Origin of the sequence: Bradyrhizobium sp. CCBAU 25338 (genome assembly GCF_028128965.1) — a bacterium.
Lineage (GTDB): Bacteria > Pseudomonadota > Alphaproteobacteria > Rhizobiales > Xanthobacteraceae > Bradyrhizobium > Bradyrhizobium liaoningense.
In genome coordinates, this window is sequence record NZ_LFKY01000001.1 from 51878 (window position 1) to 74863 (window position 22986).

General features: G+C 66.0%; 22 protein-coding genes. 16 read left to right on the forward strand and 6 right to left on the reverse strand.

From position 1 onward, the window contains the following. Positions 1-4 precede the first annotated feature (4 nt). Genes ACM42_RS00205 through ACM42_RS00265 form a run of 13 tightly spaced genes read left to right on the forward strand, consistent with a single transcriptional unit; the run spans position 5 to position 13719 of the window. Positions 5-2905 carry a flotillin family protein gene (locus ACM42_RS00205; protein WP_271526125.1) on the forward strand — a complete coding sequence of 967 codons (2901 nt, stop codon included), beginning with the start codon at positions 5-7 and terminating at the stop codon, positions 2903-2905. 9 nt (positions 2906-2914) lie between these two features. Next, entirely contained in the window at positions 2915-3352 is a 438-nt protein-coding gene (locus ACM42_RS00210; RefSeq protein ID WP_018643039.1) for an SRPBCC family protein, read from the forward strand. A 2-nt stretch (positions 3353-3354) separates the two neighbouring features. Further along, positions 3355-3798: an SRPBCC family protein gene (locus ACM42_RS00215; protein WP_271526126.1), complete on the forward strand. Its 444-nt coding sequence runs from the start codon at positions 3355-3357 to the stop codon at positions 3796-3798. A gap of 2 nt (positions 3799-3800) precedes the next feature. Continuing rightward, a complete protein-coding gene (locus ACM42_RS00220) occupies positions 3801-4619 on the forward strand; it encodes an FAD binding domain-containing protein (protein ID WP_271526127.1) in 819 nt (272 codons plus the stop codon). Positions 4620-4625: 6 nt separating this feature from the next. Next, the gene (locus tag ACM42_RS00225; protein WP_271526128.1) at positions 4626-5102 is read left to right on the forward strand and encodes a (2Fe-2S)-binding protein; all 477 of its coding nucleotides are present in this window, start codon (positions 4626-4628) and stop codon (positions 5100-5102) included. A 12-nt stretch (positions 5103-5114) separates the two neighbouring features. Then, on the forward strand, positions 5115-6707 hold the full coding sequence (locus ACM42_RS00230) for a xanthine dehydrogenase family protein molybdopterin-binding subunit (protein ID WP_271526129.1): 1593 nt from the start codon (positions 5115-5117) through the stop codon (positions 6705-6707). Then, positions 6708-7730, forward strand: coding sequence for a xanthine dehydrogenase family protein molybdopterin-binding subunit (locus tag ACM42_RS00235; protein ID WP_091887626.1), 1023 nt, complete (start codon positions 6708-6710; stop codon positions 7728-7730). Positions 7731-7739: 9 nt separating this feature from the next. Beyond that, positions 7740-8621 carry an AAA family ATPase gene (locus tag ACM42_RS00240; RefSeq protein ID WP_271526130.1) on the forward strand — a complete coding sequence of 294 codons (882 nt, stop codon included), beginning with the start codon at positions 7740-7742 and terminating at the stop codon, positions 8619-8621. Then, on the forward strand, positions 8618-9736 hold the full coding sequence (locus ACM42_RS00245) for a vWA domain-containing protein (protein ID WP_271526131.1): 1119 nt from the start codon (positions 8618-8620) through the stop codon (positions 9734-9736). Before ACM42_RS00240 ends, ACM42_RS00245 begins: the two co-directional genes overlap by 4 nt. Continuing rightward, on the forward strand, positions 9733-10617 hold the full coding sequence (locus tag ACM42_RS00250; protein ID WP_271526132.1) for an amidohydrolase family protein: 885 nt from the start codon (positions 9733-9735) through the stop codon (positions 10615-10617). Before ACM42_RS00245 ends, ACM42_RS00250 begins: the two co-directional genes overlap by 4 nt. 30 nt (positions 10618-10647) lie before the next feature. After that, on the forward strand, positions 10648-11496 hold the full coding sequence (locus tag ACM42_RS00255) for an MBL fold metallo-hydrolase (RefSeq protein ID WP_061882122.1): 849 nt from the start codon (positions 10648-10650) through the stop codon (positions 11494-11496). Positions 11497-11514: 18 nt separating this feature from the next. After that, positions 11515-13089: an isochorismatase family protein gene (locus ACM42_RS00260; RefSeq protein WP_271526133.1), complete on the forward strand. Its 1575-nt coding sequence runs from the start codon at positions 11515-11517 to the stop codon at positions 13087-13089. Between the two features lie 3 nt (positions 13090-13092). Beyond that, positions 13093-13719 (forward strand): FMN-dependent NADH-azoreductase, encoded by a 627-nt coding sequence (locus ACM42_RS00265; protein ID WP_271526134.1) that lies wholly within the window; start codon positions 13093-13095, stop codon positions 13717-13719. Positions 13720-13960: 241 nt separating this feature from the next. Here ACM42_RS00265 and hydA read toward each other — a convergent pair whose 3' ends face one another. The 5 genes from hydA to ACM42_RS00290 are packed head-to-tail and all read right to left on the reverse strand — an operon-like array spanning position 13961 to position 18737. Next, positions 13961-15421, reverse strand: coding sequence for a dihydropyrimidinase (hydA, locus tag ACM42_RS00270; RefSeq protein ID WP_271526135.1), 1461 nt, complete (start codon positions 15419-15421; stop codon positions 13961-13963). Beyond that, a complete protein-coding gene (locus tag ACM42_RS00275) occupies positions 15382-16113 on the reverse strand; it encodes a maleate cis-trans isomerase family protein (RefSeq protein ID WP_271526136.1) in 732 nt (243 codons plus the stop codon). The genes hydA and ACM42_RS00275 overlap by 40 nt, the downstream gene beginning before the upstream one ends. Before the next feature lie 8 nt (positions 16114-16121). Further along, positions 16122-16898, reverse strand: a complete 777-nt coding sequence (locus tag ACM42_RS00280) for an ABC transporter ATP-binding protein (protein ID WP_271526137.1) — start codon at positions 16896-16898, stop codon at positions 16122-16124. Beyond that, positions 16898-17749, reverse strand: coding sequence for an ABC transporter permease (locus ACM42_RS00285; protein ID WP_271526138.1), 852 nt, complete (start codon positions 17747-17749; stop codon positions 16898-16900). Before ACM42_RS00285 ends, ACM42_RS00280 begins: the two co-directional genes overlap by 1 nt. Then, positions 17733-18737, reverse strand: coding sequence for an ABC transporter substrate-binding protein (locus ACM42_RS00290; RefSeq protein WP_271526139.1), 1005 nt, complete (start codon positions 18735-18737; stop codon positions 17733-17735). Before ACM42_RS00290 ends, ACM42_RS00285 begins: the two co-directional genes overlap by 17 nt. A gap of 129 nt (positions 18738-18866) precedes the next feature. Between ACM42_RS00290 and ACM42_RS00295 the strand changes: the two genes are divergently transcribed. Continuing rightward, positions 18867-19646 (forward strand): GntR family transcriptional regulator, encoded by a 780-nt coding sequence (locus ACM42_RS00295; RefSeq protein WP_271526382.1) that lies wholly within the window; start codon positions 18867-18869, stop codon positions 19644-19646. Between the two features lie 3 nt (positions 19647-19649). After that, entirely contained in the window at positions 19650-20399 is a 750-nt protein-coding gene (locus tag ACM42_RS00300; protein ID WP_271526140.1) for an aspartate/glutamate racemase family protein, read from the forward strand. Here ACM42_RS00300 and ACM42_RS00305 read toward each other — a convergent pair whose 3' ends face one another. After that, a complete protein-coding gene (locus ACM42_RS00305) occupies positions 20400-21779 on the reverse strand; it encodes an amidase (protein WP_271526141.1) in 1380 nt (459 codons plus the stop codon). It lies immediately after the preceding gene. 88 nt (positions 21780-21867) lie between these two features. Between ACM42_RS00305 and ACM42_RS00310 the strand changes: the two genes are divergently transcribed. Then, a complete protein-coding gene (locus tag ACM42_RS00310; protein WP_271526142.1) occupies positions 21868-22962 on the forward strand; it encodes an ABC transporter ATP-binding protein in 1095 nt (364 codons plus the stop codon). Positions 22963-22986 lie beyond the last annotated feature (24 nt).

The following is a 22986-nucleotide window of genomic DNA, read 5'->3' on the forward strand; positions in this document are numbered from 1 at the left end:
AAAGATGTCAGGGATGTTGGTCGGTGAATTGATCCTCTGGCTGATCGTCGCGATCGTCGTGATCGTGGTTGGCGTCTACATCGTGAACTGGCTCTACCATCGTTCCTCCAAGGAGACGTCGTTCGTCCGGACGGGTTTCCTCGGCGAACGCGTGGTGATCAATGGCGGCGCCTTCGTGCTGCCATTCATCCACGACTACACGCCGGTCAACATGAACGTGCTGCCGATGGGTGTCGTCCGCTCCAGACAGGATGCCGTGATTACCCGCGATCGCATGCGGGTCGACATCGAGGCCGACTTCTACGTCCGGGTGCAGCCGACCCGCGAAGCGGTCTCGATCGCCGCGGCGACGCTCGGCCGCCGCACCATGGCGCCGGAGCAACTTCATGCGCTGCTCGCCGGAAAATTCATCTCCGCGATCCGCTCGGTCGCCTCCGAGATGACCATGGAGGAGATGCACGAGCGGCGCGGCGACTATGTCGCGCGCGTCAAGACCGAAGCGGCGGAAGCCCTCGCCCAGAACGGCCTCGAGCTGGAATCGGTCGCCATCACCGATCTTGACCAGACCGATCTCGAATTCTTCAACCCCTCGAACCGGTTCGACGCCGAAGGTCTGACCCAGCTGATGCAGGACATCGAGGCCAAGCGGAAGCTGCGCAACGACATCGAGCAGGACTCGATGATCAAGATCCGCGCCTGCAATCTGGAGGCCGAGCGGCAGGCGCTGGAGATCGAGCGCGAGAGCGAGACCGCGCGCCTGGAGCAGGAACGCGACATCGAGATGCGCCGCGCGCTCCAGCGCACGGAAGTCGCCCGCGAACGGGCGCTCCGCGAGACCGAGGCCGAACAGGCGCAGATCTCTGCTCGCGAGGCCATCGAGCGCGCCCGCATCGCCAATGACCAGGCGATCGCCGAGGCCCGCATCGCCTCGGAGCGCGAGACCCGCCAGAAGGAGATCGAACGGACCCGCACCATCGAGGAGAAGGAACTGCTGGCGCGCGAGGAGATCGAGAAGACCCGGATCGCCAACCAGCGCGCGATCGACACCACCCGCATTGCCTCCGAGCGCGAGGTGCGCCAGCGCGAGATCGAGCGGATGCGCACGGTCGAGGAAGCCGAGATTGCGGCCCGCGAAGCCATCGAGAAGGCGCGGATTCAGCAGGACCGCGTCGTCACCGATGCGCGGATCGCCAACGAGGAAGAGACGAGGCGCCGCGAGATCGAGCGCACCCGCGCCGTCGACGAAGCCGAAATCGCCGCGCGCGAGGCGACCGAAAAGGCCCGCATTGCCCAGACGATGACCGTCAATGTCGAGCGCATCTCCTCCGACGAGCGTACCCGCGCGCTGGAGATCCAGCAGGTGCGCATCATCCAGGAGGCCGAGATCGAGGCGCAGCGCGCGGTCGAAGCCGCCCGCATCGCCCGAGAGCGAACGCTCGCCGCCGAGCGTATCGCCGCCGAGCAGAACACACGGCAACTGGAAATCGAGCGAAACCAGGCGCTCGACGTCGCCGGCATCGCCGCACGCGAGGCCACCGAGGCGACGCGCATCGCCCAGGAAGAACGTGTCCGTTCGCTGGAGATCGCCCGCAACCGCGCCGTCGAGGAGGCCGATATCGCCTCGCGCGAGGCGATCGAGGCGGCCCGCATTGCCCAGGAGAAGGCGGTTGCGGCCGAACGGATCCAGGCCGAGCGCGCAACCCGCGCACTGGAGATCGAACGGACCGGCGTATTGGAGGCGGCCGAGTTGAAGCGTCGCGACGCGATCGAGCGCCAGCGTATCACGGTCGACCTGGCGCTCGAGGCCGAGCGTATCAATTCCTCGAGGCAACGCGAGGTGCTCAACATCGAGCAGAAGAAGGCGATCGAGATTGCCGACGAGGATCGCGTCATCGCCCTCTCGACCAAGCGCTCGGAACGGATCGATGCCGACCGCCAGGTAAAGCAGGCCGAGATCGTCGCCCGCAAGGAGGTCGAGACCACCGATGTCTCCCGCGAGCAGGCTCTGGAGGCGGCGCGCATCGAGCGGCGACGCGCCATCGAACAGCTCGAGGTCGCCCGCGTCCAGTCGCTGCAGGAAGCCGAAATCGGCGCGCGCGAGGAGGTCGAGCGTGCCCGCATCGCCTCCGACCGCGGTCTCGACGAAGCCCGCATCGGCCGCGAGCGCGAGCTGCGCAAGCTCGAGGTCAATCGCGAGAAGGAGGTCGAGACCGTCCTGATGGAGAAGGCGATTGCGATCCATCTGAAGTCCCTGGAGGAATCTGCGGCCAAGGCGTCGGCCGAGGAAGCGCGCATGCGCGCGACGGAAGCTACCGAGCGCGTCGTCACGGCGCGGGAGAGCGAGATCGCCAAGCGGCGCAAGACCGTCGAAATCCTGCTCGCCGAGAAGCAGGCCGAGGAGACGCGCATCGCGGCCGAAGCCGAGCGCGTGCGCTCGGCGGTCGAGGCCGAGGCGCAGCGGATGCTCAACGAGGCCGAGAACGTGCTCACCGACCAGGCGCGATACTCGCTGTTCCGGCGCAAGCTGCTCGACCGCATCGAGGGCATCGTGCGCGAGAGCGTCAAGCCGATGGAGAAGATCGAGGGCATCCGCATTCTCCAGGTCGATGGCCTCAACGGCCACGGAAATGGCAATGGCGGCCGCAGCGCCACCGACGAGGTGATCGACTCCGCCCTGCGCTACCGGGTTCAGGCGCCGCTGATCGATTCCATCCTGTCGGACATCGGCGTCGAGGGCGGCAGCCTCTCGAAAATGCCGGGCCTGATCCGAGAGGCCCGCGACATGCAGGGCATCAAGGAGTCCGCACGCAAGAGCGGCGGTGCCGGCGACAAGCCGGTGGCCTCGCCGCCTGCGGTCGAAGGTGGCGAACCGCCGGCCGAGCGCGGGCCAAGGAAGAAGAGCTGAGGTCGCGCCATGGCCCGCGTCTACGTCTCCACCGTCGTCAACGCCCGCAACGACCGCGTCTGGGCACGGGTGCGCGATTTCAACGGCTTGCCGAACTGGCACCCGGCCATCGCCGAAAGCCGGATCGAGGGTGGCGAGCCTTCCGACAAGATCGGTTGCGTCAGGGATTTCCGCCTGCGCAACGGCGACCGTATCCGCGAGAAGCTCTTGGGGCTCTCCGACTACGACATGTTCTGCACCTATTCGATCCTGGAATCCCCGATGGGCGTCGAGAACTACGTTGCGACGCTGCGGCTGACGCCCGTCACCGACGGCGACCAGACCTTCATGGAATGGACGGCCGAGTTCGACTGCGCGCCGGAACGCGAGACGGAGCTCGTCAGCAATATCGGCGGCGGCGTGTTTCAGGGCGGCTTCGACGCGCTGAAACGCGTGTTTGGAGGTTAGCCGTGCCCCACATCGTCAAGAGCACGATCCTGAACGCGCCGACAGAGGCGGTGTGGAGCGTGCTGCGCGACTTCAACGGACACGACCGCTGGCATCCTGCGGTCGCGACCTCCGCCATCGAACGCGCGCAGTCGGCCGACAAGATCGGCTGCGTCAGGCGGTTCAAGCTCAAGGACGGCTCGGAGCTGCGCGAACAGTTGCTGGCGCTGTCCGACCTCGAACAGGCCTTCAGCTATTGTCTGCTCGATACGCCGATCCCGATGTTCAACTATGTCGCCCATGTCCGCCTGCTGCCAGTCACCGATGGTGACCGCACCTTCTGGCATTGGGAATCCCGCTTCACCACCAAGCCCGATGACAGGGACCGCATCACCCACATGGTCGCGGAAGACATCTACCAGGCGGGGTTCGAGGCGATCCGCCGCCATTTGAAGGAGGCCGCCTAGCCATGGCTGTGACCGTAAAGACCTTTGCCAGCGCCAGCGAAGCGGCCGGGGCGATATCCTCAGATCGCAGCGCCCGCTATCTCGGCGGCGGTACGCTGGTGATGCGGGCGCTGAACGAGGGCGACGTCTCGATCTCGACGGTCGTTCGCGCCACCGATCAGGGGCTCGCCCGTATCGATGCGTCCGGCCCGCGCATCATGCTGGGGGCCGGCGTCACCTTCGCGCGCATCCTCGCCGAACGCGACCTCGCCTTCCTGCACGCGCCGGCCCGCTCGATCGGAGGCCCTGCCGTGCGCAACATGGGCACGGTCGGCGGCAATCTCTTCGCGCCGAACCCTTACGGCGATTTCACCGTCGCGCTGCTGGCGCTCGACGCCACCGTCGCGGTGCAGGGCGGATTCGGCACCCGCGACATCCCGATTGAAGAGTTTCTGCAGGCGCGCGACCGGCAGGCCGGGACACTGGTGCTGTCGGTCTCCTGCACCCGGCCGGGGAGCACGGACGCCTTTCGTTATCGCAAGATCGCTCGCATCAAGCCCAAGGGCGGCTCGGTCATCACCCTTGCCGCGCATCTGCCGATCAGCGGCGGCCGGATTGCCGGCGCCCGCATCGCGCTGGGATCAATGGCCCCGACGCAGATCCGCGCTCGCGCCGCCGAACGCGCGCTCGAGGGCCGTTCGCTGGATGCCGCGACCATCGCGGCTGCCGCATCCGCAGCGAACGAAGGAACATCGCCATCCGACAATGCGCTCGGCAGCGCCTGGTATCGCCGCGAGATCGTCGGCGTGCATCTGCGCCGTTTGCTGTCGGGACAGGAATAGATCGCCATGTCCAAGATACCTCTGCAATTTCGTCACAACGGCCGCGACGTCGCAATCTTCGTCGATGGCGGCACCAATCTCCTGGTGGCGCTGCGCGAATTGATAGGCGACATGACCCCGAAATTCGGCTGCGGCCAGGGCGGCTGCGGCACTTGCAGCGTGCTGATCGACGGCGAGCTTCACCTCTCCTGCCTGACACTCGCCGAGACGGTCTCGGGTCGCTCGGTCGAGACTCTCGATGGCATGAAACAGGGCCCGAACCTGCATCCGCTCCAGCGCACCTTCGCCGACAATTTTGCCGCCCAGTGCGGCTATTGCACACCGGGCATGCTGATGGCCGCAAAGGCGCTGCTTGACCGCAATCCCTCCCCGAGCCGGGCCGACGTGATCGAGGCGATCTCCGGCAACATCTGCCGCTGCACGGGCTACGAGCCGATCATCAACGCCATCCTCGCCGCCGCCGGCGGCCGGGTCAGCGCCTAGAGGGACGCAACCATGCTGGAACTGCGCAAAGACATCTTCGCCGACGAGCGCGACGACAACCTGAATGAAATCGGCAAGGGCACCCAGCGCCAGGACATGCTCGGCCATGTCACGGGCACGTCCAGCTATTTTGGCGACCACAAGCTGCAAGGCATGCTGCATCTGAAGGTCGTTCGTTCGGCCCATGCGCATGCGAGACTGCGTCGCATCGACACCACGGAAGCGGAGCGCTCGGGGGGCGTACGGCGCATCATCCGCGGCGCCGACGTGCCACGCAATCTCAACACGCTGCTCAGCCTCATCAACTTCGGGAGGGACGACGAGCCGTCGCTTGCGGTCGACAAGGTGCGTTACAAGGGCGAGCCGATCCTTGCCGTCGTCGCCGACAGCGAGCGCGAGGCCTTCGAAGCCATCGCAAAGGTCAGGATCGACTACGAGCCGCTGCCAACCGTGTTCGACGTCGAGGACGCGCTCAAGCCGGGCGCGCCGGTGGTCAACGAGACCTATCCGAAGAACGCATTCATCTATCATGACGTCTATGATCACCAACGCCTGCGCTTTGGCGATGCGGATGCGGCGCTTGCAACCGCCGACCACGTGCTCGAGCAACGCTACCAGATGTCGCCGATCGAGCACGCGCCGACCGAGACCAATGGCGCGATCGCCGCGCCCGACACCAACGGCCGCTATGTCGTCTACACGTCGACCCAGGCGCTGTTCTTCTCGGTCGACACCTGCGCCAAGATCCTGGACGTACCTTCCAACACCTTCCACTTCATCGGCGGCACCGTCGGCGGCGGCTTTGGCGGCAAGGTGGATACGCTGACCGAACCGCTCGCGATCCTCGGCGCCATGCTGACCGGGCGCCCCGTCCGGTACGTGTTCGGCCGCGAGGAGGAGATGCAATACGGCCCGCCGCGCGGCGCCGAGCGCATCTACATCAAGGACGGTGTGATGCGCGACGGCCGCATCGTCGCGCGCGAGATCCGCGCCTATTTCGACAGCGGTGCCTATACGCGGCTCTCCAGCTATGCCGCGGTGAAATGCGCCGCACATCTGCCCGGTCCCTACACGATCCCAAACGTCTATGGAGACGTCTATTGCGTCTTTACCAACCGCACGCCGGCAACCGCCATGCGCGGCTTTGGCGTCACCGCGATGGACTTTGCGATCGAATGCCAGATGGACAAGCTGGCAAACCTCGTCGGCATGGACCCGATGGAGTTCCGCATCCTCAACGCCTATCGCGACGGCGACATGAAGGCGCACCGGCGCGAGGCCAAGAACACGGCGCTGATCGAATGCGTGCAGGTCGCCGCGGAAAAGGCCAAATGGCCGATCCGCGACGAGTTCAGGCGCGCGTCCTCACGCAAGGACGGCGGCGGCAGCCGCGCCGTGATCCCGCCAACGCCGACGGATTCGCGCAGCCGGCCCGCTGCGCCGGCGCAGCAGCGCACGACCTACGACCGCGCGCCGGTGACGGCGACGAGAGAGCCGCCGCGCGAGCCGCCACCACCGACTCCCCCGCCGCCCTCGCCGCGGCCGGCCGCGCCATCGCATGGCGCGACCCGTTTCTCCTCCGTATTCGGGACCAGGAGGCGCTAGATGACCAGGCATCGCGGACGCGGCATGGCGTCGATCAACTATCCCATCGGCATGAACCTCGGCGGCGATCCTAGCCAGGCGCTGGTGCATTCAAACCCGAGCGGAAAGTTCACTGTGGCACTGTCCTCGATCGACCTCGGTCAGGGCATGAAATCGGTGACGCGGCAGATCTGCGCGGAGACGCTTGGCGTGCCCGTCGAGGACGTCTACGTCGACACTGCCGATTCCGATACCGGTCCGCACTGCATGGGCTCGTTCGCCTCGCGCGGCACCCATCGCGTCGGCAATGCCGTGATGGCCGCCGCCCGCGAGGCGCGCGGCGTGATGATGGAGGCGGCGGCCGAGGAGCTCGAGGTCAACGCCGCCGATCTCGAAACCGACGGTCGCGGCAACATCCATGTCAAAGGCGCACCGCATCGCTCGATCTCGACGAAGGATGTTGCGATCGCGGCGCAGTTCAAGCAGGGCAAGACCATCTCCGGCCGCGGCATCTTCCTCGTGCCGCTGTCCGACGTTGACCCCGAAACCGGCGAGATGTCACCGGCGACCTGCTACGCCCATGCCTGCCTCGTTGCCGAGGTCGAGGTCGACGACGAGACCGGCGAGGTCGCGATGGTCCGGATGGACTCTGCCTATGAGCTCGGCCGCGCGCTCAACCCGAGGCTGGTCGAGCAGCAGCTGGTCGGCGGCGCCTGGATGGGCGTCAGCCACGCGCTCTACGAGACGCCGGAGCCGTACTATCCCGATCCCGCTCATGGCCCGCGCGACTTCGTCGAGTATCTGATGCCAGGCCCCGGCGATATCTGCCCGCACGACATCGCGGTGCTAGAACGTCCCGCGCCCGACGGGCCGTTCGGGGCCAAGGGCCCCGGCGAGATGTGCGCCAATCCGGTGCTGCCGGCCGTCGCAAATGCGATCTTCAACGCCGTCGGCGTTCGGATCGACGATCTGCCGATCACGCCCGAAAAGGTGCTGCGGGCGATCAAAGCCCAGGGCGGCGCGCGGCCGCAAGCAAGGCGCTGAGGCCGGCCCATGGCGGTTCGCAGCAACATCGTCGGCATCGATAGCCCCGAAGCGCTGGAGAAGGCGCTTCGGGCAGCCTATTACCTTGCCGACGAGGGGCTTGCGACGGCCGCCTATCTCGGACTCGCACTTGGCAAGCCGCTGCTGCTCGAGGGTGCACCCGGCGTCGGCAAGACCGAAGCAGCTAAGGCCATTGCCGCCGTGCTCGGCCGGCGCCTGATCCGCCTGCAATGTTACGAAGGCATCGACTCCTCCGCTGCGCTCTATGAATGGAACTACCCGCGCCAGATGCTCGCGATTCGGCAGGCCGGCGACGACAGCATCGACATCTACGGCGAGGCCTTCCTGATCGAGCGACCGATGTTGGCGGTGCTGCGCGCGCCGGACTCGACCGTGCTGCTGATCGACGAGATCGACCGTGCCGATCAGGAGTTCGAAGCCTTCCTGCTCGAATTCCTCTCGGACTTCCAGATCTCCATCCCCGAGCGCGGCACGATCCGCGCGGCCGAGCGTCCCGTGGTCGTGCTGACCTCGAACCGGACACGCGATTTGCACGAAGCTCTGCGCCGCCGCTGTGTCTATCACTGGATCGATTATCCTACCGCCGAACGGGAGGCACGGATCATCATGATGCGCGCTTCCAGCGTCGCCGAAACTACGGCCCGCGCCGTCGTCGCGGCCGTGGAGAAATTGCGGCGCGAACCGCTGAGCAAGGCGCCCGGCATCGCCGAGGCTGTCGATTGGGCCGAGGCCGCGACGCTCCTCAACAAGGGCGGCGCACGCTGGCCAGACGCCTTCAAGCGCTCAATCGGCGTGGCGCTCAAGGATGAGGAGGACCTGCACTTCATCGCGCCCCGGCTCGATGCCATGCTCGCGGAGGCGACCGCATGAGCACCGAGCTGCAGCTTCCGCGCGCTGCCCGCATCTTCATTTCCTTCGCCGCGCTGCTGCGCGTCAACGGCTTCGCCGTTGCGCCGGAGCAGACCACCGCATTCCTTACCGCAATCGCACTGCTGGGCCCGCGCGACCTCGCCGACATCAGGCAATCTGCGCTCGCCACCCTCGCCCCGCCGCCCGAGCGCCGCGCCACCTTCGACCGGCTGTTCGACCTCCATTTCCGCGGCCGCGAGCCGATCGAGCATGCCGACGACGGCGAGGACGACGAGACCGTCCGCCTCCAGGAGGAAGGTCGCGGCGACGAGGAGCCCCTGCTCTCCGACGATGCCAATGAGTCCGGCCTTGCCGCGACGCGCGCCGAGGCGCTGGTCGAGCGGCGCTTCGCCCAACTCTCCACGATCGATGCGCTTCGGCGCCTGGCACGAGAGGCCCCTCGCCGCCTGCCGCGGCGACGCGGGCACCGGCGCATGCGGGCGCGCCGCGGCCCCTTCGCCGATCTCCGCCGCACCTTGCGCGACAGCGTCCGCAGCGATGGCGAGATCCTGCGTCTCGGCCATATGAAGCGACGTCAGCGCCCGAGAAAAATCCTGCTGCTGATCGACGTTTCCGGCTCGATGAAGAGCCGCACCGAGGAAAACATGAGGCTCGCGCATGCACTGGTGCAGGCCGCTCCGAACGTCGAGGTCTTCACCTTCGGCACGCGGCTGACCCGTGTCACCCGCGCGCTGCGGCTGAAACGCCGCGAGCAGGCGCTGAATGCGGCAGCGCGTCTCGTCAGCGACTGGGACGGCGGCACCCGCATCGGCGACGCGCTGCAAGCCTTTCTCGCGGTCCCGCGGTTCGGCGGCTACGCCCGCGGCGCTGCCGTGGTCATCTTGTCGGACGGACTCGAGCGCGGCGAACCGGACGCCCTTCGCGACGCCGTCGCGAAACTGTCGCGGCGGGCTTGGCGCCTGAGCTGGCTGACGCCCCTCGCGACAGGCCCCGGCTTCCGCCCGCAGACCGAAGCGCTGGTCTCCATCGAACGCTTCGTCGACGATCTCGTGGACGGCGGATCGAGCGCCTCGATCGTCGCCCATGTACTGGCCCTGGGAAGGAGAGCGGCGTGAACGATATTGTCGACGGCCATCATCACATCTGGCGGCAGGTCGATCTGCCCTGGCTGACCGGCCCCATGCAGCCCCGCATCTTCGGCCCCTACGAGCCGATCCGGCGCGATTATCCGATCCGGGAATATCTCGACGACCTCAAGGGCACCGGCGTCACCCGCTCCGTCTACGTCCAGACCAACTGGGCCAATGACCGTTTCGAGGACGAGGCTGCCTGGGTGCAGCAGACGGCTGATGAGCACGGCTGGCCGCACGCCATCGTCGCCTACGCCAACTTCGCAGCCGACGACGTGCGCCCGCAGCTCGACCGCCTCAGACGCTATCCACTGCTGCGCGGGGTGCGCATGCAGCTGCATTGGCACGAGAACCCGCTCTACCGCTTTGCGGCTCGCTCGGATCTTTGCGCCGACCCCATGATCCGCCGCAACGTCGCGCGTCTCGCCGACTACGGCTGGAGCTTCGATCTGCAGGTGTTCACGCCACAGATGCCGGAGGCCGCGGAGCTGGCCGACGCTTGTCCAGAGGTGACCTTCATCCTCCAGCATGCCGGCATGCTGGAGGACCTCTCACCGTCTGGCCGCGGCGCCTGGCGCGCCGGCATGGCGCGACTTGCGGCCTGTCCGAACGTGGTCTCGAAGCTCTCAGGTCTCGGCACCTTCATCCATCGCAACGATCCCGCGCACATCGCCGCCGTGCTCGCCGACACCGTCGCGATCTTCGGCGCGGAGCGCTGCCTGTTCGGCTCCAATTTCCCGATCGAGAAATTGTGGACCAGCTATCGCGAGCTGGTTGGCGCGTTTCGCGCGGCTGCCGCGCCGCTGAGTCCCGCGCAACACGACGCGATCTTCAGCGCGACCGCGACGCGCGTGTATCGGCTTTGAAAGAAAAGAAGCAAGGCAGGAGGGAACCGAATGGCGCTGGAGATCAAGATCCTGGACTACGGCGATATCGAGCTGGAATCGAGCTTCCTGGTGCTCGGCCGCGACTGCGGCCGCACCCGCCGTGTCCTCACCCTCGGCTTCCTGATCCTCGGCGGCAAATATCCGGTCGTGGTCGACACCGGCTATCGCTCCAACCAGATCATGGAGACGCTGGGCATGCGGGGGCTTCAGTACCACGAGAACATGATCGAAAACCAGCTGGCGCGGCACGGCGTGCGCATGGGCGACGTCCGCTTCGTCTGCCACACACATCTGCACATCGACCATGCCGGCAAGGACGACCTGTTCCCGATGAACACGACCGTCGTGCTCAACCGCAAGGAGCTCGAATATTCCGTGTCCGGCCTGATGCATCCGCAATATCCGGCCCCTGACATCAAGCACCTGATCGACCGCCTGCACACCAAGAGCGCGCTGCGCTTCCTGGACCTCGAGATCACCGGCCCGATCGAGCTGATGCCCGGGGTCTATTGCGACGCCGCCAACGCGCACACCGAGGGCTCGATGAACATCATCGTCGAGACCGCCGACGGCATCGCCACCATCTGCGGCGACGTGATCTACGATTTCAACGACCAGATCGTCACCCCTTTCCATGAAATCCACGATTGGGAGCCGCGCACCACCGGCAACCACGGCACCAGCAAGCGCGCGGAAAAGGCGGCGATCAAGAAGCTGCTGAGCAGCTCGCGCTACCTGCTCCCGGTCCACGACCGCCCCGCCAAGATCGAAGGCGGCAATGTCGTGGGACGTCTGCACGATCAGGTCCCGGGCCCGATCGTGCAGTCACTGCCCGAGCGCAACTGGTTCCCGGCTTGAGGTGTCGAGGATCGATCCATGACGCATGTGACGTTGCGAAGCGAGTTCGAGACCCTGATCGACCCCTATGCGCCGGTCGCACAGATCGGCACCGGATTCGACTTTACGGAGGGACCGATCTGGCATCCGGTCGATCACTATCTGCTGTTCTCGGACATGCCGGGCGATGTGCGCCGGCGCTGGGATGCTCGACGGGGCGTCGTCGAGGTCAAACGCCCGTCGAACAAATGCAACGGCATGACCTATGACGCCGAGCTCAACCTGATCGTCTGCGAGCACGCGACGTCGTCGCTGGTCCGCGAACGCCCGGACGGACGGCGTGAGGTGCTGGCTTCGCATTTCGGCGGCCAGGAGCTCAACAGCCCCAACGACGTCTGCGTGCATTCGTCCGGCGCGATCTATTTCTCCGATCCCTGGTATGGCCGCATGCCGGTCTATGGCGTCGAGCGGCCGCGCCAGCTCGGCTTCCAGGGCGTCTATCGGGTCGTGCCCGGCGGCGAGCCGAAGCTGGTCGTCGATCGCAACCTGTTCTATCAGCCGAATGGATTGTGCTTCTCGCCGGACGAGAAGCTGCTCTATGTCAACGACACCGTGCAAGCCCTGATCCGCGTATTCGACGTCAAGAGCGACGGTTCGCTGTCGAATGCACGGGTGTTTGCGAGCGGCATCAAGTCCGAGCTCGAGCCCGGCCTGCCCGACGGCATGAAGTGCGATCAGCACGGCAATATCTGGGTCACCGCGCCCGGCGGCGTCTGGGTCTATTCGCCTCGCGGCGAACTGCTCGGCAAGGTCCGCGTGCCGGAGCTGGTCGCCAACCTCGCCTGGGGTGGGCCGGACTTCCGCACGCTTTATCTCACCTCGACGCATTCAGTGTACGCAATCCCGACCAGGGTCGGGCCCCGCCACGAGCCCTACATGAGCGGCAGGCGCGCCGGCGGCGGAGCAGGCCCGAGCTCATCGCCAACCTCGCCTGTTCTGACCGAAGGCGAGATGCGGCTCGATCCGCAGCGCTGCGCCATGATCATCCAGGATCTCCAGAACGACGTCATCATGGACGGCGGCGCTTTCGCCGAATCAGGCGCGCCGGGTCACGCAAGGCAACAGCATGTCGTGGAGAATGTGCGACGTCTGGCGGAGGCCGCACGTGCCCGCGGTGTCGCCATCATCCACGTCTGGTTCGTCGTCGAGCCCGGCGCCCCCGGCGTCACGCTGAATGCACCATTGTTCGAGGGCCTCGTCGACAGCAAGGCGATGGTGCGCGGAAGCTGGGGCGCCGCGCCCGTTTCCGGCCTCGAGCCGCGGCCCGGCGATTTCGTGGTCGAGAAGATGCGCATGAGCGCCTGGGAAGGTACGCGGCTTGAGACGATTCTCAAGGCCACCGGCCGCGACATGATCATCAATACCGGCGCGTGGACCAACATGTCGGTCGAGCACACCGCTCGCACCGGTGCTGACAAGGGCTATTTCATGATCGTGCCCGAGGATTGCTGCTCGACGATGAATTCCGACTGGCACAATGCCTCGATCAATTTTGCCATGCAGAACGTCGCGGTCGTGACCAGGGCCGATACCGTCATCAGAGCGCTGGGATAAACTGTGGCGAAGCTGCTGCACCTGACCTGCTCGCCCCGCGTCGAGTCCGAGTCGAGTGCCGGGGCGCGCATCTTTCTCGACGGATTTCGCCAGGCGCGCCCGGATTGGGACGTCGACGTGGTGGACATCTGGCGCGAGCGGATGCCGGAATTCACGGGCCCGATCGTCGAGGCCAAATATGCGCGCATGAAGGCTCAGGCCTTCAACGACACCCAACGCGACAGCTTCGCCGAGGCCGAGCGAATGGCGCTGCGTTTTTCGCTTGCCGATCGCGTGCTGATCTCGACCCCGATGTGGAACTTCGGCATCCCCTACAAGCTCAAGCAGTGGTTCGACATCATCGTCCAGCCCGGGCTCACCTTTCGGTTCGACCCGTCGCACGGATATTTCCCGCTGCTGCAGGATCGACCGACACTGGTGATTATCGCCAGCGGCAGCGATTTTGCCACAGGCATGAACCGCGGCCGCACCGATATGGCAACGCCTTACCTGCGGGAAATCCTGCGCTTCATCGGCATCAGCAATGTCCGCTTCGTTCTGATCGGTCCAACCACCGGACCTCAGCAGCCGATCGATGCTGCCCGTGAAAGAGCCCACCAACGCCTCGCTGCAATGGCCGTGACCTTCTAGAGCGTGATGAGATGAGGCTTGATCGCTGCAACGACGGAGGTGCACTCCCTCTCCCGCTCGCGGGAGAGGGCCGGGGAGAGGATATTTCCGCAATGGGACAATCCCCAAGAGGAGAAAGCCCTCACCCGGCGCTTCGCGCCGACCTCTCCCGCGAGCGGGAGAGCTGAAGGAGCCGCGGCAATCGATTCAACCTAAAGCCATTCCGCTTTAGAGGCCCGCTTTGACGGCGTGTCGAGGCGGATCAGATCAGGCTCGACTTGCCCCGGCTCAGCACATTGCCTGCCCCCTTGGCGCCGACGATCCGACCCTGGTGATAGACCACTTGGCCGCGAGCGATTGTCGTCACCGGCCATCCCGTGACCTCGAAGCCTTCCCATGGCGTGTAGTCTGAACCGTGGTGCAGATCGGCCTGCCGGATGGGCTTCTTCAATTTTGGATCCCAGAGAACGATGTCGGCATCAAAGCCGACGCCGATCGAGCCCTTGCGCGGATAGAGGCCGTAGATGCGGGCGTGGTTGGTCGCGGTCAGCTCGACGAACTTTTGCAGGGTGATGCGTCCCTTCGAGACGCCCTCGGAGAACAGGATCGGCAGCCGGGTCTCGACGCCGGGGATGCCGTTCGGTACCCAGCGGAACGAGGTGCGCGCATTCGGGGTCAGCTTGCCTTTGGGATCGTCGTAGCGGAACGGGCAGTGATCGGACGAGAAGGTCTGGAACACGCCAGTCGTGATGCCCTCCCAGATCGCGTGCTGGCTCTCGACGTCGCGCGGCGGCGGCGAGCAGACATATTTCGCGCCTGATATGTCCATGTTCAGGCCCTTCATGTCTTCGGCCGTCAGCGTGATGTATTGCGGGCAGGTTTCCGCATGCACCGGCAAGCCGCGCTGCTGGGCCCAGCGCACCTGCTCCATCGCCTCTCGGCCCGAGACGTGCACGATCATGATGGGAACGCCGATCACCTCGGCATGGCTGATGGCACGATGCGTCGCCTCGCGCTCGACGGCCTGGGGCCGCGAGGTGCCGTGATAATAGGGCGCGATATGGCCTTCGCGCTCCAGCTTGCTGGTGAGGAAGCGGATGGCGTCGTAGCCCTCGCAATGGACCATGACCAGCGCCTCCTCGCGGCGCGCCACTTCGAACACCTCGAGCAGCTGCTTGTCGCTGAGCACGAGGTCGTCATAGGTCATGAACACCTTGAACGAGGTGTAGCCGTCCTTGACGAGAGCCGGCAGCTCCTGGCCGAGCACCACCGCGGTCGGATCGGAAATGATGAGATGGAACGCCGTGTCGATATAGCACTCGCCTTCGGCAAGCTTGCGGTAGTTCTCGACGCAGGTCCGCAGGGAGGTGCCCTTCTCCTGGAGCGCGAAGGGCAGCACCATGGTGTTGCCGCCGGCAGCAGCCGCGCGCGTGGCCGAGGCAAAGTCGTCGGCCATCACCACATCGGGGCCCGACGGCTGGGAGATATGGACGTGGCTGTCGATGCCGCCCGGCAGCGCCAGCAATCCCGTCGCATCGATCTCGCGTGCCGCGCCCTCGATGCTGTCTGCAATGCTGACGATACGGCCGTCACGAATGCCGATATCGGCGCGAAACTCGTCGCTGGCCGTCACGATGGTGCCGCCGCGAATGGCGAGATCGAGCTGCGTCACTGAGGCCTCCGTCACTTGATGGCTGGCATTGTCTGGAAGATCCGGCCCCATTGCGCAAGGGCGCCGATGTCGCCGCCGGCGAGGCCGAGGGATCGCCAAAGCGTCACCGCGACCGAGTCGAGCACGGCGATGTCCAGCTCCCGCTCCAGCGTGGCCGCCAGCGCGGCGCCGTCGAGGTTGGTACAGAGGATGACGATCGCGTCGGCCCCCTCCGCCGCCACGGCCCGGATCATCTCGGCGATCGTCGCAGGCGCGACCTCGCCGAAGGAAAAATTGTCGCGCAGCCCGAGATTCCGCTCGGCATGCGGCGCGACTCCCTCCCCGGCCCAGACGTCCACGATGCGTTGCTGCACGTCATCGGTATAGGGCGAGACCAGTCCGACACGTCTGGCGCCGAGCGTGCGAGCGGCGTCAATGCAGGCAAGCGTGGACGTTGTCGCCGGGATACCCGTGCGCGCCGCGATCGCTTCGCACAGGCTTCTGTCGCGGCCGATCCCGAGCCAGCTCGCGGAGGTGCCGTTCCAGGCGATGGCGTCAACCTTGGCATCCGCCAGCAATTCCGCGGCCGGAAGCATCACGGATGCGTCGAACTGGTTCAGCGCGTCGGCGTCGAGCGCAATCTCCGTGACGCGGAAGCGCGAGAAATGCGCAGTGACGCCGGGAGCGCCGGCCAGCATGGCGCTGGTGACGGGCTCGAGCACCGAGTTGGAGGACGGCGTGATCATGCCGAGACGCTTGCGCATGTCGAACCTTACGACGCCTGCGCAAGGCGCGTCGACTCCTCGCGGATCAGGGACAAGATGTGGCGCTTTGCGTCGTTGAACTCGGGGCTGGTGATATCGCGCGGGCGCGGCAGGTCGAAATTGACGGCCTCCCGGATCCGGCCCGGCCGCCTGGTCATCACCACGATCTTGTTGCCGAGCACCAGCGCCTCGTCGACACTGTGGGTGACGAATACGATGGTGCAGCGGCGCTTCTGCCAGATCGCGACCAGTTCCTCCTGCATTTCGAGCTTGGTCTGGGCATCCAGCGCCGCAAACGGCTCGTCCATCAGGATGACGCTCGGGTTCATCAACAGCGCGCGGGCGATGCCGACGCGCTGATTCATGCCGCCCGACATTTCGGAGGGATGATGATGCTCGAAACCGCGCAGGCCGACGAGATCGATGAACTCCATGGCGCGCTGGTGCCGCTCGGCCTTGGCGACGCCCTTGAGCTTGAGATGAAAGGCGATGTTGTCGATGGCCGTCAGCCACGGCATCAGGGTCGGCTGCTGGAACACCACGCCGCGGTCCGAGCCGGGTCGCTCCACTTGCTTGCCATCCACCAGCGTGCGGCCGGAGGTCGCCTGCTCGAAGCCGGCGATGATGTTCAGGAGGGTCGACTTGCCGCAGCCCGACGGGCCGAGCAGGCAGACGAAATCATTGGCCTCGATGTCGAGATTGATGTTGTCCAGCGTCAGCAGGTCGCGGCCGCGCCGCTTGTCGGAGAACACCTTGACGATGTTGCGAAGCTCGATTGCCGCCATCAGCCCGCCCTGCCCTGCACGGTGGTTGTCTGCTGCCAGCGCAGCGTGCGCGCCATGATGGCCTTGAGGCCGAGGTCGGAGAGATAGCCGAGCAGCCCGATCGATATCATTGCCGCGAGCACGATGTCGTAGCGCAGGAAGTAGTAGGAATCCCAGAGCACGTAGCCGAGGCCGCTCTTCACCGCGACCATCTCGGCCGTGACCGTCAGCATCCAGGCCGAGCCGACCGCGATGCGCAGCCCAGCGAAGATCGAGGGCAGCGCCGCCGGCAGCACGATGTCTGTCAGCATCTGTCGGCCGTTGGCACCCATCATCGCGCCCGCCCGCACGAGATTGTGGTCCACGGTCTTGACGCCATGGATGCTGTTCATCAGCACCGGAAAGAATGCGCCGAGGAACACCAGGAAGATCGCCGGCTTGTCGGCAATCCCGAACCAGATGATCGCGAGCGGAATCCAGGACACCGGCGGGATCGGGCGCAACATCTGCAGCGTCGGCTCCAGCGTCTTCTCGAACAGCCGCGACCAGCCGATCGCGACCCCGGCGAGGATGCCGAGCAGGCTTGCCAATGCAAAGCCGCCAAAGACGCGAAGAGCGCTGGCGAGCGCATCACGCAGCCAGTGCCCGGAATAGGTCTGCGTGGTCTCGTCGAAGCCGAACACCCAGTCGCCGAGCGCATGCAGCACCGCACTCGGCGCCGGCAGCAGCGCGGGCGGAAGCATGCCACTGCGGGCAAAGGCCTCCCAGCCCGCAATCAGCAGCGCGGGTACGATGAGGCGTTCGAGCCCCTGGAACGCCCGCGTCAGCCGGAACGTCGGCCTCGCGGGCGAAACGTCAGTAACCGAGGTCATTCTTGGCCTTTCCCGTGGCCTTTTCCAAGAACGAATAGTCCATGTTCTTCTCCGCTTCCGCGGAGACGTCCTTGGAGATGTACTTGAGGTCGCGCATCATCGCCGCGATCGCCAGAGTCTGCGACCGATGGATCGCAGGATCGGGCGATGCATTTTTCAGCGCCTCGGTCGCGACCGTCTTGTCGAGGCCGGTGAGCTTGTTGATGACGTCGATCCACGGCCCCTTGTCGGCGATCAGCTTGTTGTCGAGCTCGACCACGGCGGCGACGACGCCCTGGACGCCGGCGCGCTGGCCCGTGATCACGTCGGAACGGGTGACGATCAAGTTGGTCAAATTGCCTGCGGCCTGTTCATACGGCAACACGAAGTGCTTGCCGGCACCGGCGAGCCGGATCTGCGATGCGAACGGCTCGACCGAACAGATCATGTCGACCTCGCCGCGCTGGAGTGCTGCGAGATGGTCGGACGGATTGGGAATGTTGATGAACTGGATGTCCTTGTTGGGATCAACGCCCTGCTTGAGGAACGCGCCGCGCATGTGAATGTCCTGCGCGTTGCCGCGGGAGGCCGCAACCTTCAGCGGCTGACCGTCGCTCTTCGCCTTCGCTACGGTCGCCTTGAACGTGGCCCAGTCCTCGGGCGGCAGGTTCAGCTTCGCGGAGGACAGGCATTCCGAGCCGCCATTGATCTGTCCGGACACGGCAACGACATCGAAGCCTTTGTCGAGCGCGGTGATGTAGTGGAGATAGGTGACCTGCGCGACGTCGATGCTCTTCGATATCAAGGCGGTGAGAACGTCATTCCCCGAGTTGAAGCCGGTGGCATCGACCTCGACGCCCTTGGCCATGCCTGGGATCAGCGACATCGGCAGGCAGTGCGCGCATTTGGCGTAGCCGAGCTTGATCTTCGCCGTCTCCGCCGAGGCGAAATCGCTTCCGCCAAGCATTGCCGCCATCGCCACCAGACCCAGTCGCAAACTCGTCCGCATCGCCTACTCCGCTTTCGAAGGCGCGATATCCGCGCGTTGCGCAGGATCATCCGTCGCCCTTCGCCGCAACGCAATCCATTTTCTGCATGCTGCATACAATTTGCGCGCTATGCCATTGTTTTCAGCGAGATACGTCGGTATTTTAGGCAAGCCAAAGAGCCGAAAACGGCTAAGATCAACGTGGGAAGTGAGGCACGCGTGCAGCCAAAACCGGAAGCGCCAAAGGGACGAAAGTCGCCCAAACTCAAGCGGATGGGCCTGCATGAGCGTGCCGCGGCGCGGATGCGGACGATGATCATTCGCGGCGAACTGCCGCCGGGTTCGCAGACCCAGGAGACCTGGCTGTCGAAGGAGCTCGGCGTGTCGCGCACCCCCTTGCGCGAGGCCATGAAGGTGCTTGCCGCGGAGGGGTTGATCGAGCTTCGTCCCAACCGCAGCCCGCGCATTGCCGATATCGCGGCGGACGGCATCTCGGAATTGTTCGAGGCGCTCGCCGGTATCGAGCGGCTCGCCGCCGAGCTCGCTGCGGAGCGCGCGACCGAGCGCGACCTCGCCCGCCTGCGCACGCTTCAGGCCCGCATGGAGGGTCATCACCGCAACGGCAAGCTGGATGACTATTTCGCCATCAACGGCGAGATCCACAACGCCATCGTCCGCATGGCGCGCAACACGCCGTTGCGGGAAGCTCACGAAACGCTGATCTCCAGGGCCGAGCGTGCGCGATATCTCGCCCTCGGCGCCGACCGGCGCTGGAGCAATTCGGTCGACGAGCACGCCGATATCCTGGCCGCGCTCGAAGCGCGCGACGGCGAAGCGGCCGGCCGCCTGCTCGGCGCGCATGTCGCGCGTACCGGCACGGCCCTGCTCGAAGTCCTCGCCGCCTCTCAAGCCAAGCGGACGGCGGCCTGAGCCATGAAGCTGCTGTTGCTCAACCCGAACACCAGCGCCGAGGTCACACACCTGATGATGGGTGTCGGGCAGCGGGCGGTCTCGCCCGGGACGGAGCTGATCCCCTGCACCGCGACCCGCGGCGTGCCCTATATCGCGACGCGCACCGAGGCGCAGATCGGCGGGGCCATCGCGCTGGAGATGCTGGCCGAGCAGCACGGGACGGTCGATGCCGCGATCATCGCGGCCTTCGGCGATCCCGGCCTGTTCGCCGCGCGCGAGACCTTCGACATTCCCGTGGTCGGCATGGCGGAAGCGGCGATGCTGACCGCCTGCATGGCCGGGCGCCGCTTCGCCATTGTCACCTTCGCCCAGGCGCTTGGTCCCTGGTACGAGGAGTGCGTCCGCGCCCACGGGCTGTGGGAGCGCTGCGCCGGCATCCGCATGCTCGATACGCCTTTTCAGGCCATCTCCGAGGTCGGCACCGAGAAGGAGGACGTGCTGGTTGATCTCGCCCAGCGCGCCATCGTCGAGGACAAGGCCGATGTGCTGATCTTTGCCGGGGCCCCGCTCTCCGGCCTCGCCCAGCGCGTCGCCCACCGGATTCCCGTTCCCGTGGTCGATCAGGTCGTCGCCTCGGTGAAGCAGGCCGAGGCGCTGGTGGCCCTGCGTCTGCGCAAGGCAACGGCGGGCACGTTCCGCCGGCCCGCCGCCAAACCGACCCTTGGCCTCGCCGCTGCGCTCGCCGCCCGGGTCGAGCATCGCGACAGCTGATCAGAAAGGCGGCCGGCGATGCGAAAAACCCAGTTCGTTCTCGAGAATGCGGCCGAAGGCAAACAAGCGGGATTCGCCGCCTGGCGGCGCGATGATCTGGATGCCGAAGGGCAGTTCGCCCGCGTCTCGTCGTACCGGCATGGTCAGGACCGGAAAGCCGACCAGCGACACGATGAAGGTGACCGCGAGATAGTCGATCGGCGTCTCCAATGCCGCCCCGTCAATTGCGGTGACATCGCTGATCTCGTTCGGCCAGGGGAAGACGGACGCGGCCGGCGCAATCAAGAAATCGGTACGGATGAACAGCTCGCGAAAGCTGCGATAGATGGCGGTGCGACGCCGTTCGGCGTTGAGGTAATCCTGCGCGGACAGTTTCGTGCCGGCCTCGATATTCCAGATCACCGTCGGAGTGAGTTCCGCACGCCGGGTCCACAGCAACTCGCCATAGCTGTTGGCGATGTGCGCAGCGCGCAGCATGCGGAAGGTTTCGACCGCGCCACTACAATCGGGCGAGGACGGCACGACGTCGGCAACCCGGGCCAGCGCCTCACACGCGGTGTTGAAGCGCGCGCGAACGTCGCGTGCGACCGGTGCAACACGGAAATCGGGTGTGACGGCGATCCGGGCACGTCCCGCGTTCGACCAATCGTCGCTGCCGAGGCCGATCGATACGGGGTCGCGCACATCGCTTCCCTCGCACACGGACAATGCAAGCGCGAGGTCATCGACACCGCGGGCCAGGAATCCGTGGGTGGCGAGCATGTCCCAGCCGAGCGGCCGGCGCGGCGACGGAATGCGGCCGGGCGTCGGCCGGATCGAGGCGACGTCGCAGAAGCTTGCGGGCGTGCGCACCGAGCCGCCGAAATCGGTGCCATGCGCCAGCGGCGCCATGCCGGCCGCGACCGCGACGGCAGAGCCGCCGGACGATCCGCCGGAGGTCAGCGCGAAATCGTAGGGATTGCGCGTCGGTCCGCACATTCTGTTGGTGCAGACCGCGCCGAAGCCGAACTCCGGCGTGTTGGTCTTTCCGAGAACAATCGCGCCGGCGCGACGCAGCCGCGCGACCACGAGATCGTCCTCGGCCGGAACGTAGTTGCGGAACAGGGCCGATCCATAGGTGGTCGTCAGCCCAGCGGTGTCCGTAAGGTCCTTGATCGCAATGGGCACGCCGTGCAACGGACCGGTCGGCGCAGGCGCTTCATCGCAGATTTGCGCGGCGCGACGGGCCCCCTCTGCGTCGATCGTGACGAATGCCGCCAATTGCACGTCACTGCGCGCAATCCGTTCGAGATGGGCATCGACCACCTCTCGCGAGGACAGTTCGCGCTTCGTGATGGCGCGAGCGATGGTTGTGGCGGAGAGGTCGCAAATCGATGTCATCGAGCCACCATGCCAAAACCCACGCCGAAAAGCGACAGGCGCGGGCACGAGACTTGCTTTCTCCTCTGGGGCAACGGGAGGCAACACCATGGCTGATGCGCCAAGCGGACGTTCGCTCGTCGTCGACGCGGTCACCCACCGCTATCCGAGCGGCGCGCTTGCGGTCGAGAACATCAATCTCGACATCAAGGGTGGCGAGATCATCGCCTTGCTCGGCCCGTCCGGCTGCGGCAAGACAACGCTCTTGCGCATCATCGCCGGCTTCATCGCGCAGACGCAAGGGCGGATCATCATCGGCGACGACATCGTAGACACGCTGCCGCCGAACCGCCGCGCGGTCGGGATCGTGTTCCAGAACTACGCGCTGTTTCCGCACCTGTCGATCAGCGAGAACGTCGCTTACGGCCTCGCCGCCCGCGGCATCGACAAGGCGACGCGCCAGCGCGAGGCGCAGCGCCTGCTGGAGCTGGTGCAGCTGCCTGCAATGGCCCAGCGGCTGCCGCGGCAGCTCTCCGGCGGCCAGCAGCAGCGCGTCGCGCTGGCCCGGGCGCTCGCGATCAAGCCGTCGGTCCTGCTACTCGACGAGCCCTTTGCCGCGCTCGACAAGAATCTGCGGCTCGACATGCAGATCGAGGTCAAGCGGCTGCAACGCGTTTCCGGCATCACCACGCTCATCGTCACTCACGACCAGGAAGAGGCGCTGTCGATGGCGGACCGCGTCGCCGTGCTGAGCCACGGCAAGCTCGAGCAGTTCGGCACACCATCCGACGTCTACGACCGGCCGCAGACATTGTTCGTCAACACCTTCGTCGGTTCGACCAACCGCATGCCCGGCGTGGTGGTCTCGGCGGACCGTACCGCCGCCAAGATACGCCTCGACGCCGGCACGGAGATCATCGCGCGGCCCGCCGGCGGGGCGCTTAGCGAAGGTGGCCGCGTCACCGTCTGCATCCGTCCCGAACATCTGCAATTCGTCGGCGACGAGACCGGCTTTGCCGGCGTCGTCGGCATGTCGCTACCGCTGGGAGCCACTGTCGTGCACGAAGTCACCACTGCCGACGGCTCCGGCGTCAAGGTCTCCCAGGCGCGCATCGGCGAGACGCGCGCGCTGGAGAACGGTGCCGCGGTGCGCCTCGCACCGCTCGCGCCGTCGCTCGCCAACGCCTTTCCCGCAACGCTTTGAAATGCAGTCATAGTCCAAACGGAG

Bases quoted from the DNA above. Each gene is read 5' to 3' on its own strand.
- ACM42_RS00205 (WP_271526125.1), top strand. From the start codon at position 5: ATGTCAGGGATGTTGGTCGGTGAATTGATCCTCTGGCTGATCGTCGCG.
- ACM42_RS00210 (WP_018643039.1), top strand. From the start codon at position 2,915: ATGGCCCGCGTCTACGTCTCCACCGTCGTCAACGCCCGCAACGACCGC.
- ACM42_RS00220 (WP_271526127.1), top strand. From the start codon at position 3,801: ATGGCTGTGACCGTAAAGACCTTTGCCAGCGCCAGCGAAGCGGCCGGG.
- ACM42_RS00225 (WP_271526128.1), top strand. From the start codon at position 4,626: ATGTCCAAGATACCTCTGCAATTTCGTCACAACGGCCGCGACGTCGCA.
- ACM42_RS00230 (WP_271526129.1), top strand. From the start codon at position 5,115: ATGCTGGAACTGCGCAAAGACATCTTCGCCGACGAGCGCGACGACAAC.
- ACM42_RS00235 (WP_091887626.1), top strand. From the start codon at position 6,708: ATGACCAGGCATCGCGGACGCGGCATGGCGTCGATCAACTATCCCATC.
- ACM42_RS00240 (WP_271526130.1), top strand. From the start codon at position 7,740: ATGGCGGTTCGCAGCAACATCGTCGGCATCGATAGCCCCGAAGCGCTG.
- ACM42_RS00245 (WP_271526131.1), top strand. From the start codon at position 8,618: ATGAGCACCGAGCTGCAGCTTCCGCGCGCTGCCCGCATCTTCATTTCC.
- ACM42_RS00255 (WP_061882122.1), top strand. From the start codon at position 10,648: ATGGCGCTGGAGATCAAGATCCTGGACTACGGCGATATCGAGCTGGAA.
- ACM42_RS00260 (WP_271526133.1), top strand. From the start codon at position 11,515: ATGACGCATGTGACGTTGCGAAGCGAGTTCGAGACCCTGATCGACCCC.
- hydA (WP_271526135.1), bottom strand. From the start codon at position 15,421: ATGGGGCCGGATCTTCCAGACAATGCCAGCCATCAAGTGACGGAGGCC.
- ACM42_RS00275 (WP_271526136.1), bottom strand. From the start codon at position 16,113: ATGCGCAAGCGTCTCGGCATGATCACGCCGTCCTCCAACTCGGTGCTC.
- ACM42_RS00280 (WP_271526137.1), bottom strand. From the start codon at position 16,898: ATGGCGGCAATCGAGCTTCGCAACATCGTCAAGGTGTTCTCCGACAAG.
- ACM42_RS00285 (WP_271526138.1), bottom strand. From the start codon at position 17,749: ATGACCTCGGTTACTGACGTTTCGCCCGCGAGGCCGACGTTCCGGCTG.
- ACM42_RS00290 (WP_271526139.1), bottom strand. From the start codon at position 18,737: ATGCGGACGAGTTTGCGACTGGGTCTGGTGGCGATGGCGGCAATGCTT.
- ACM42_RS00300 (WP_271526140.1), top strand. From the start codon at position 19,650: ATGAAGCTGCTGTTGCTCAACCCGAACACCAGCGCCGAGGTCACACAC.
- ACM42_RS00305 (WP_271526141.1), bottom strand. From the start codon at position 21,779: ATGACATCGATTTGCGACCTCTCCGCCACAACCATCGCTCGCGCCATC.
- ACM42_RS00310 (WP_271526142.1), top strand. From the start codon at position 21,868: ATGGCTGATGCGCCAAGCGGACGTTCGCTCGTCGTCGACGCGGTCACC.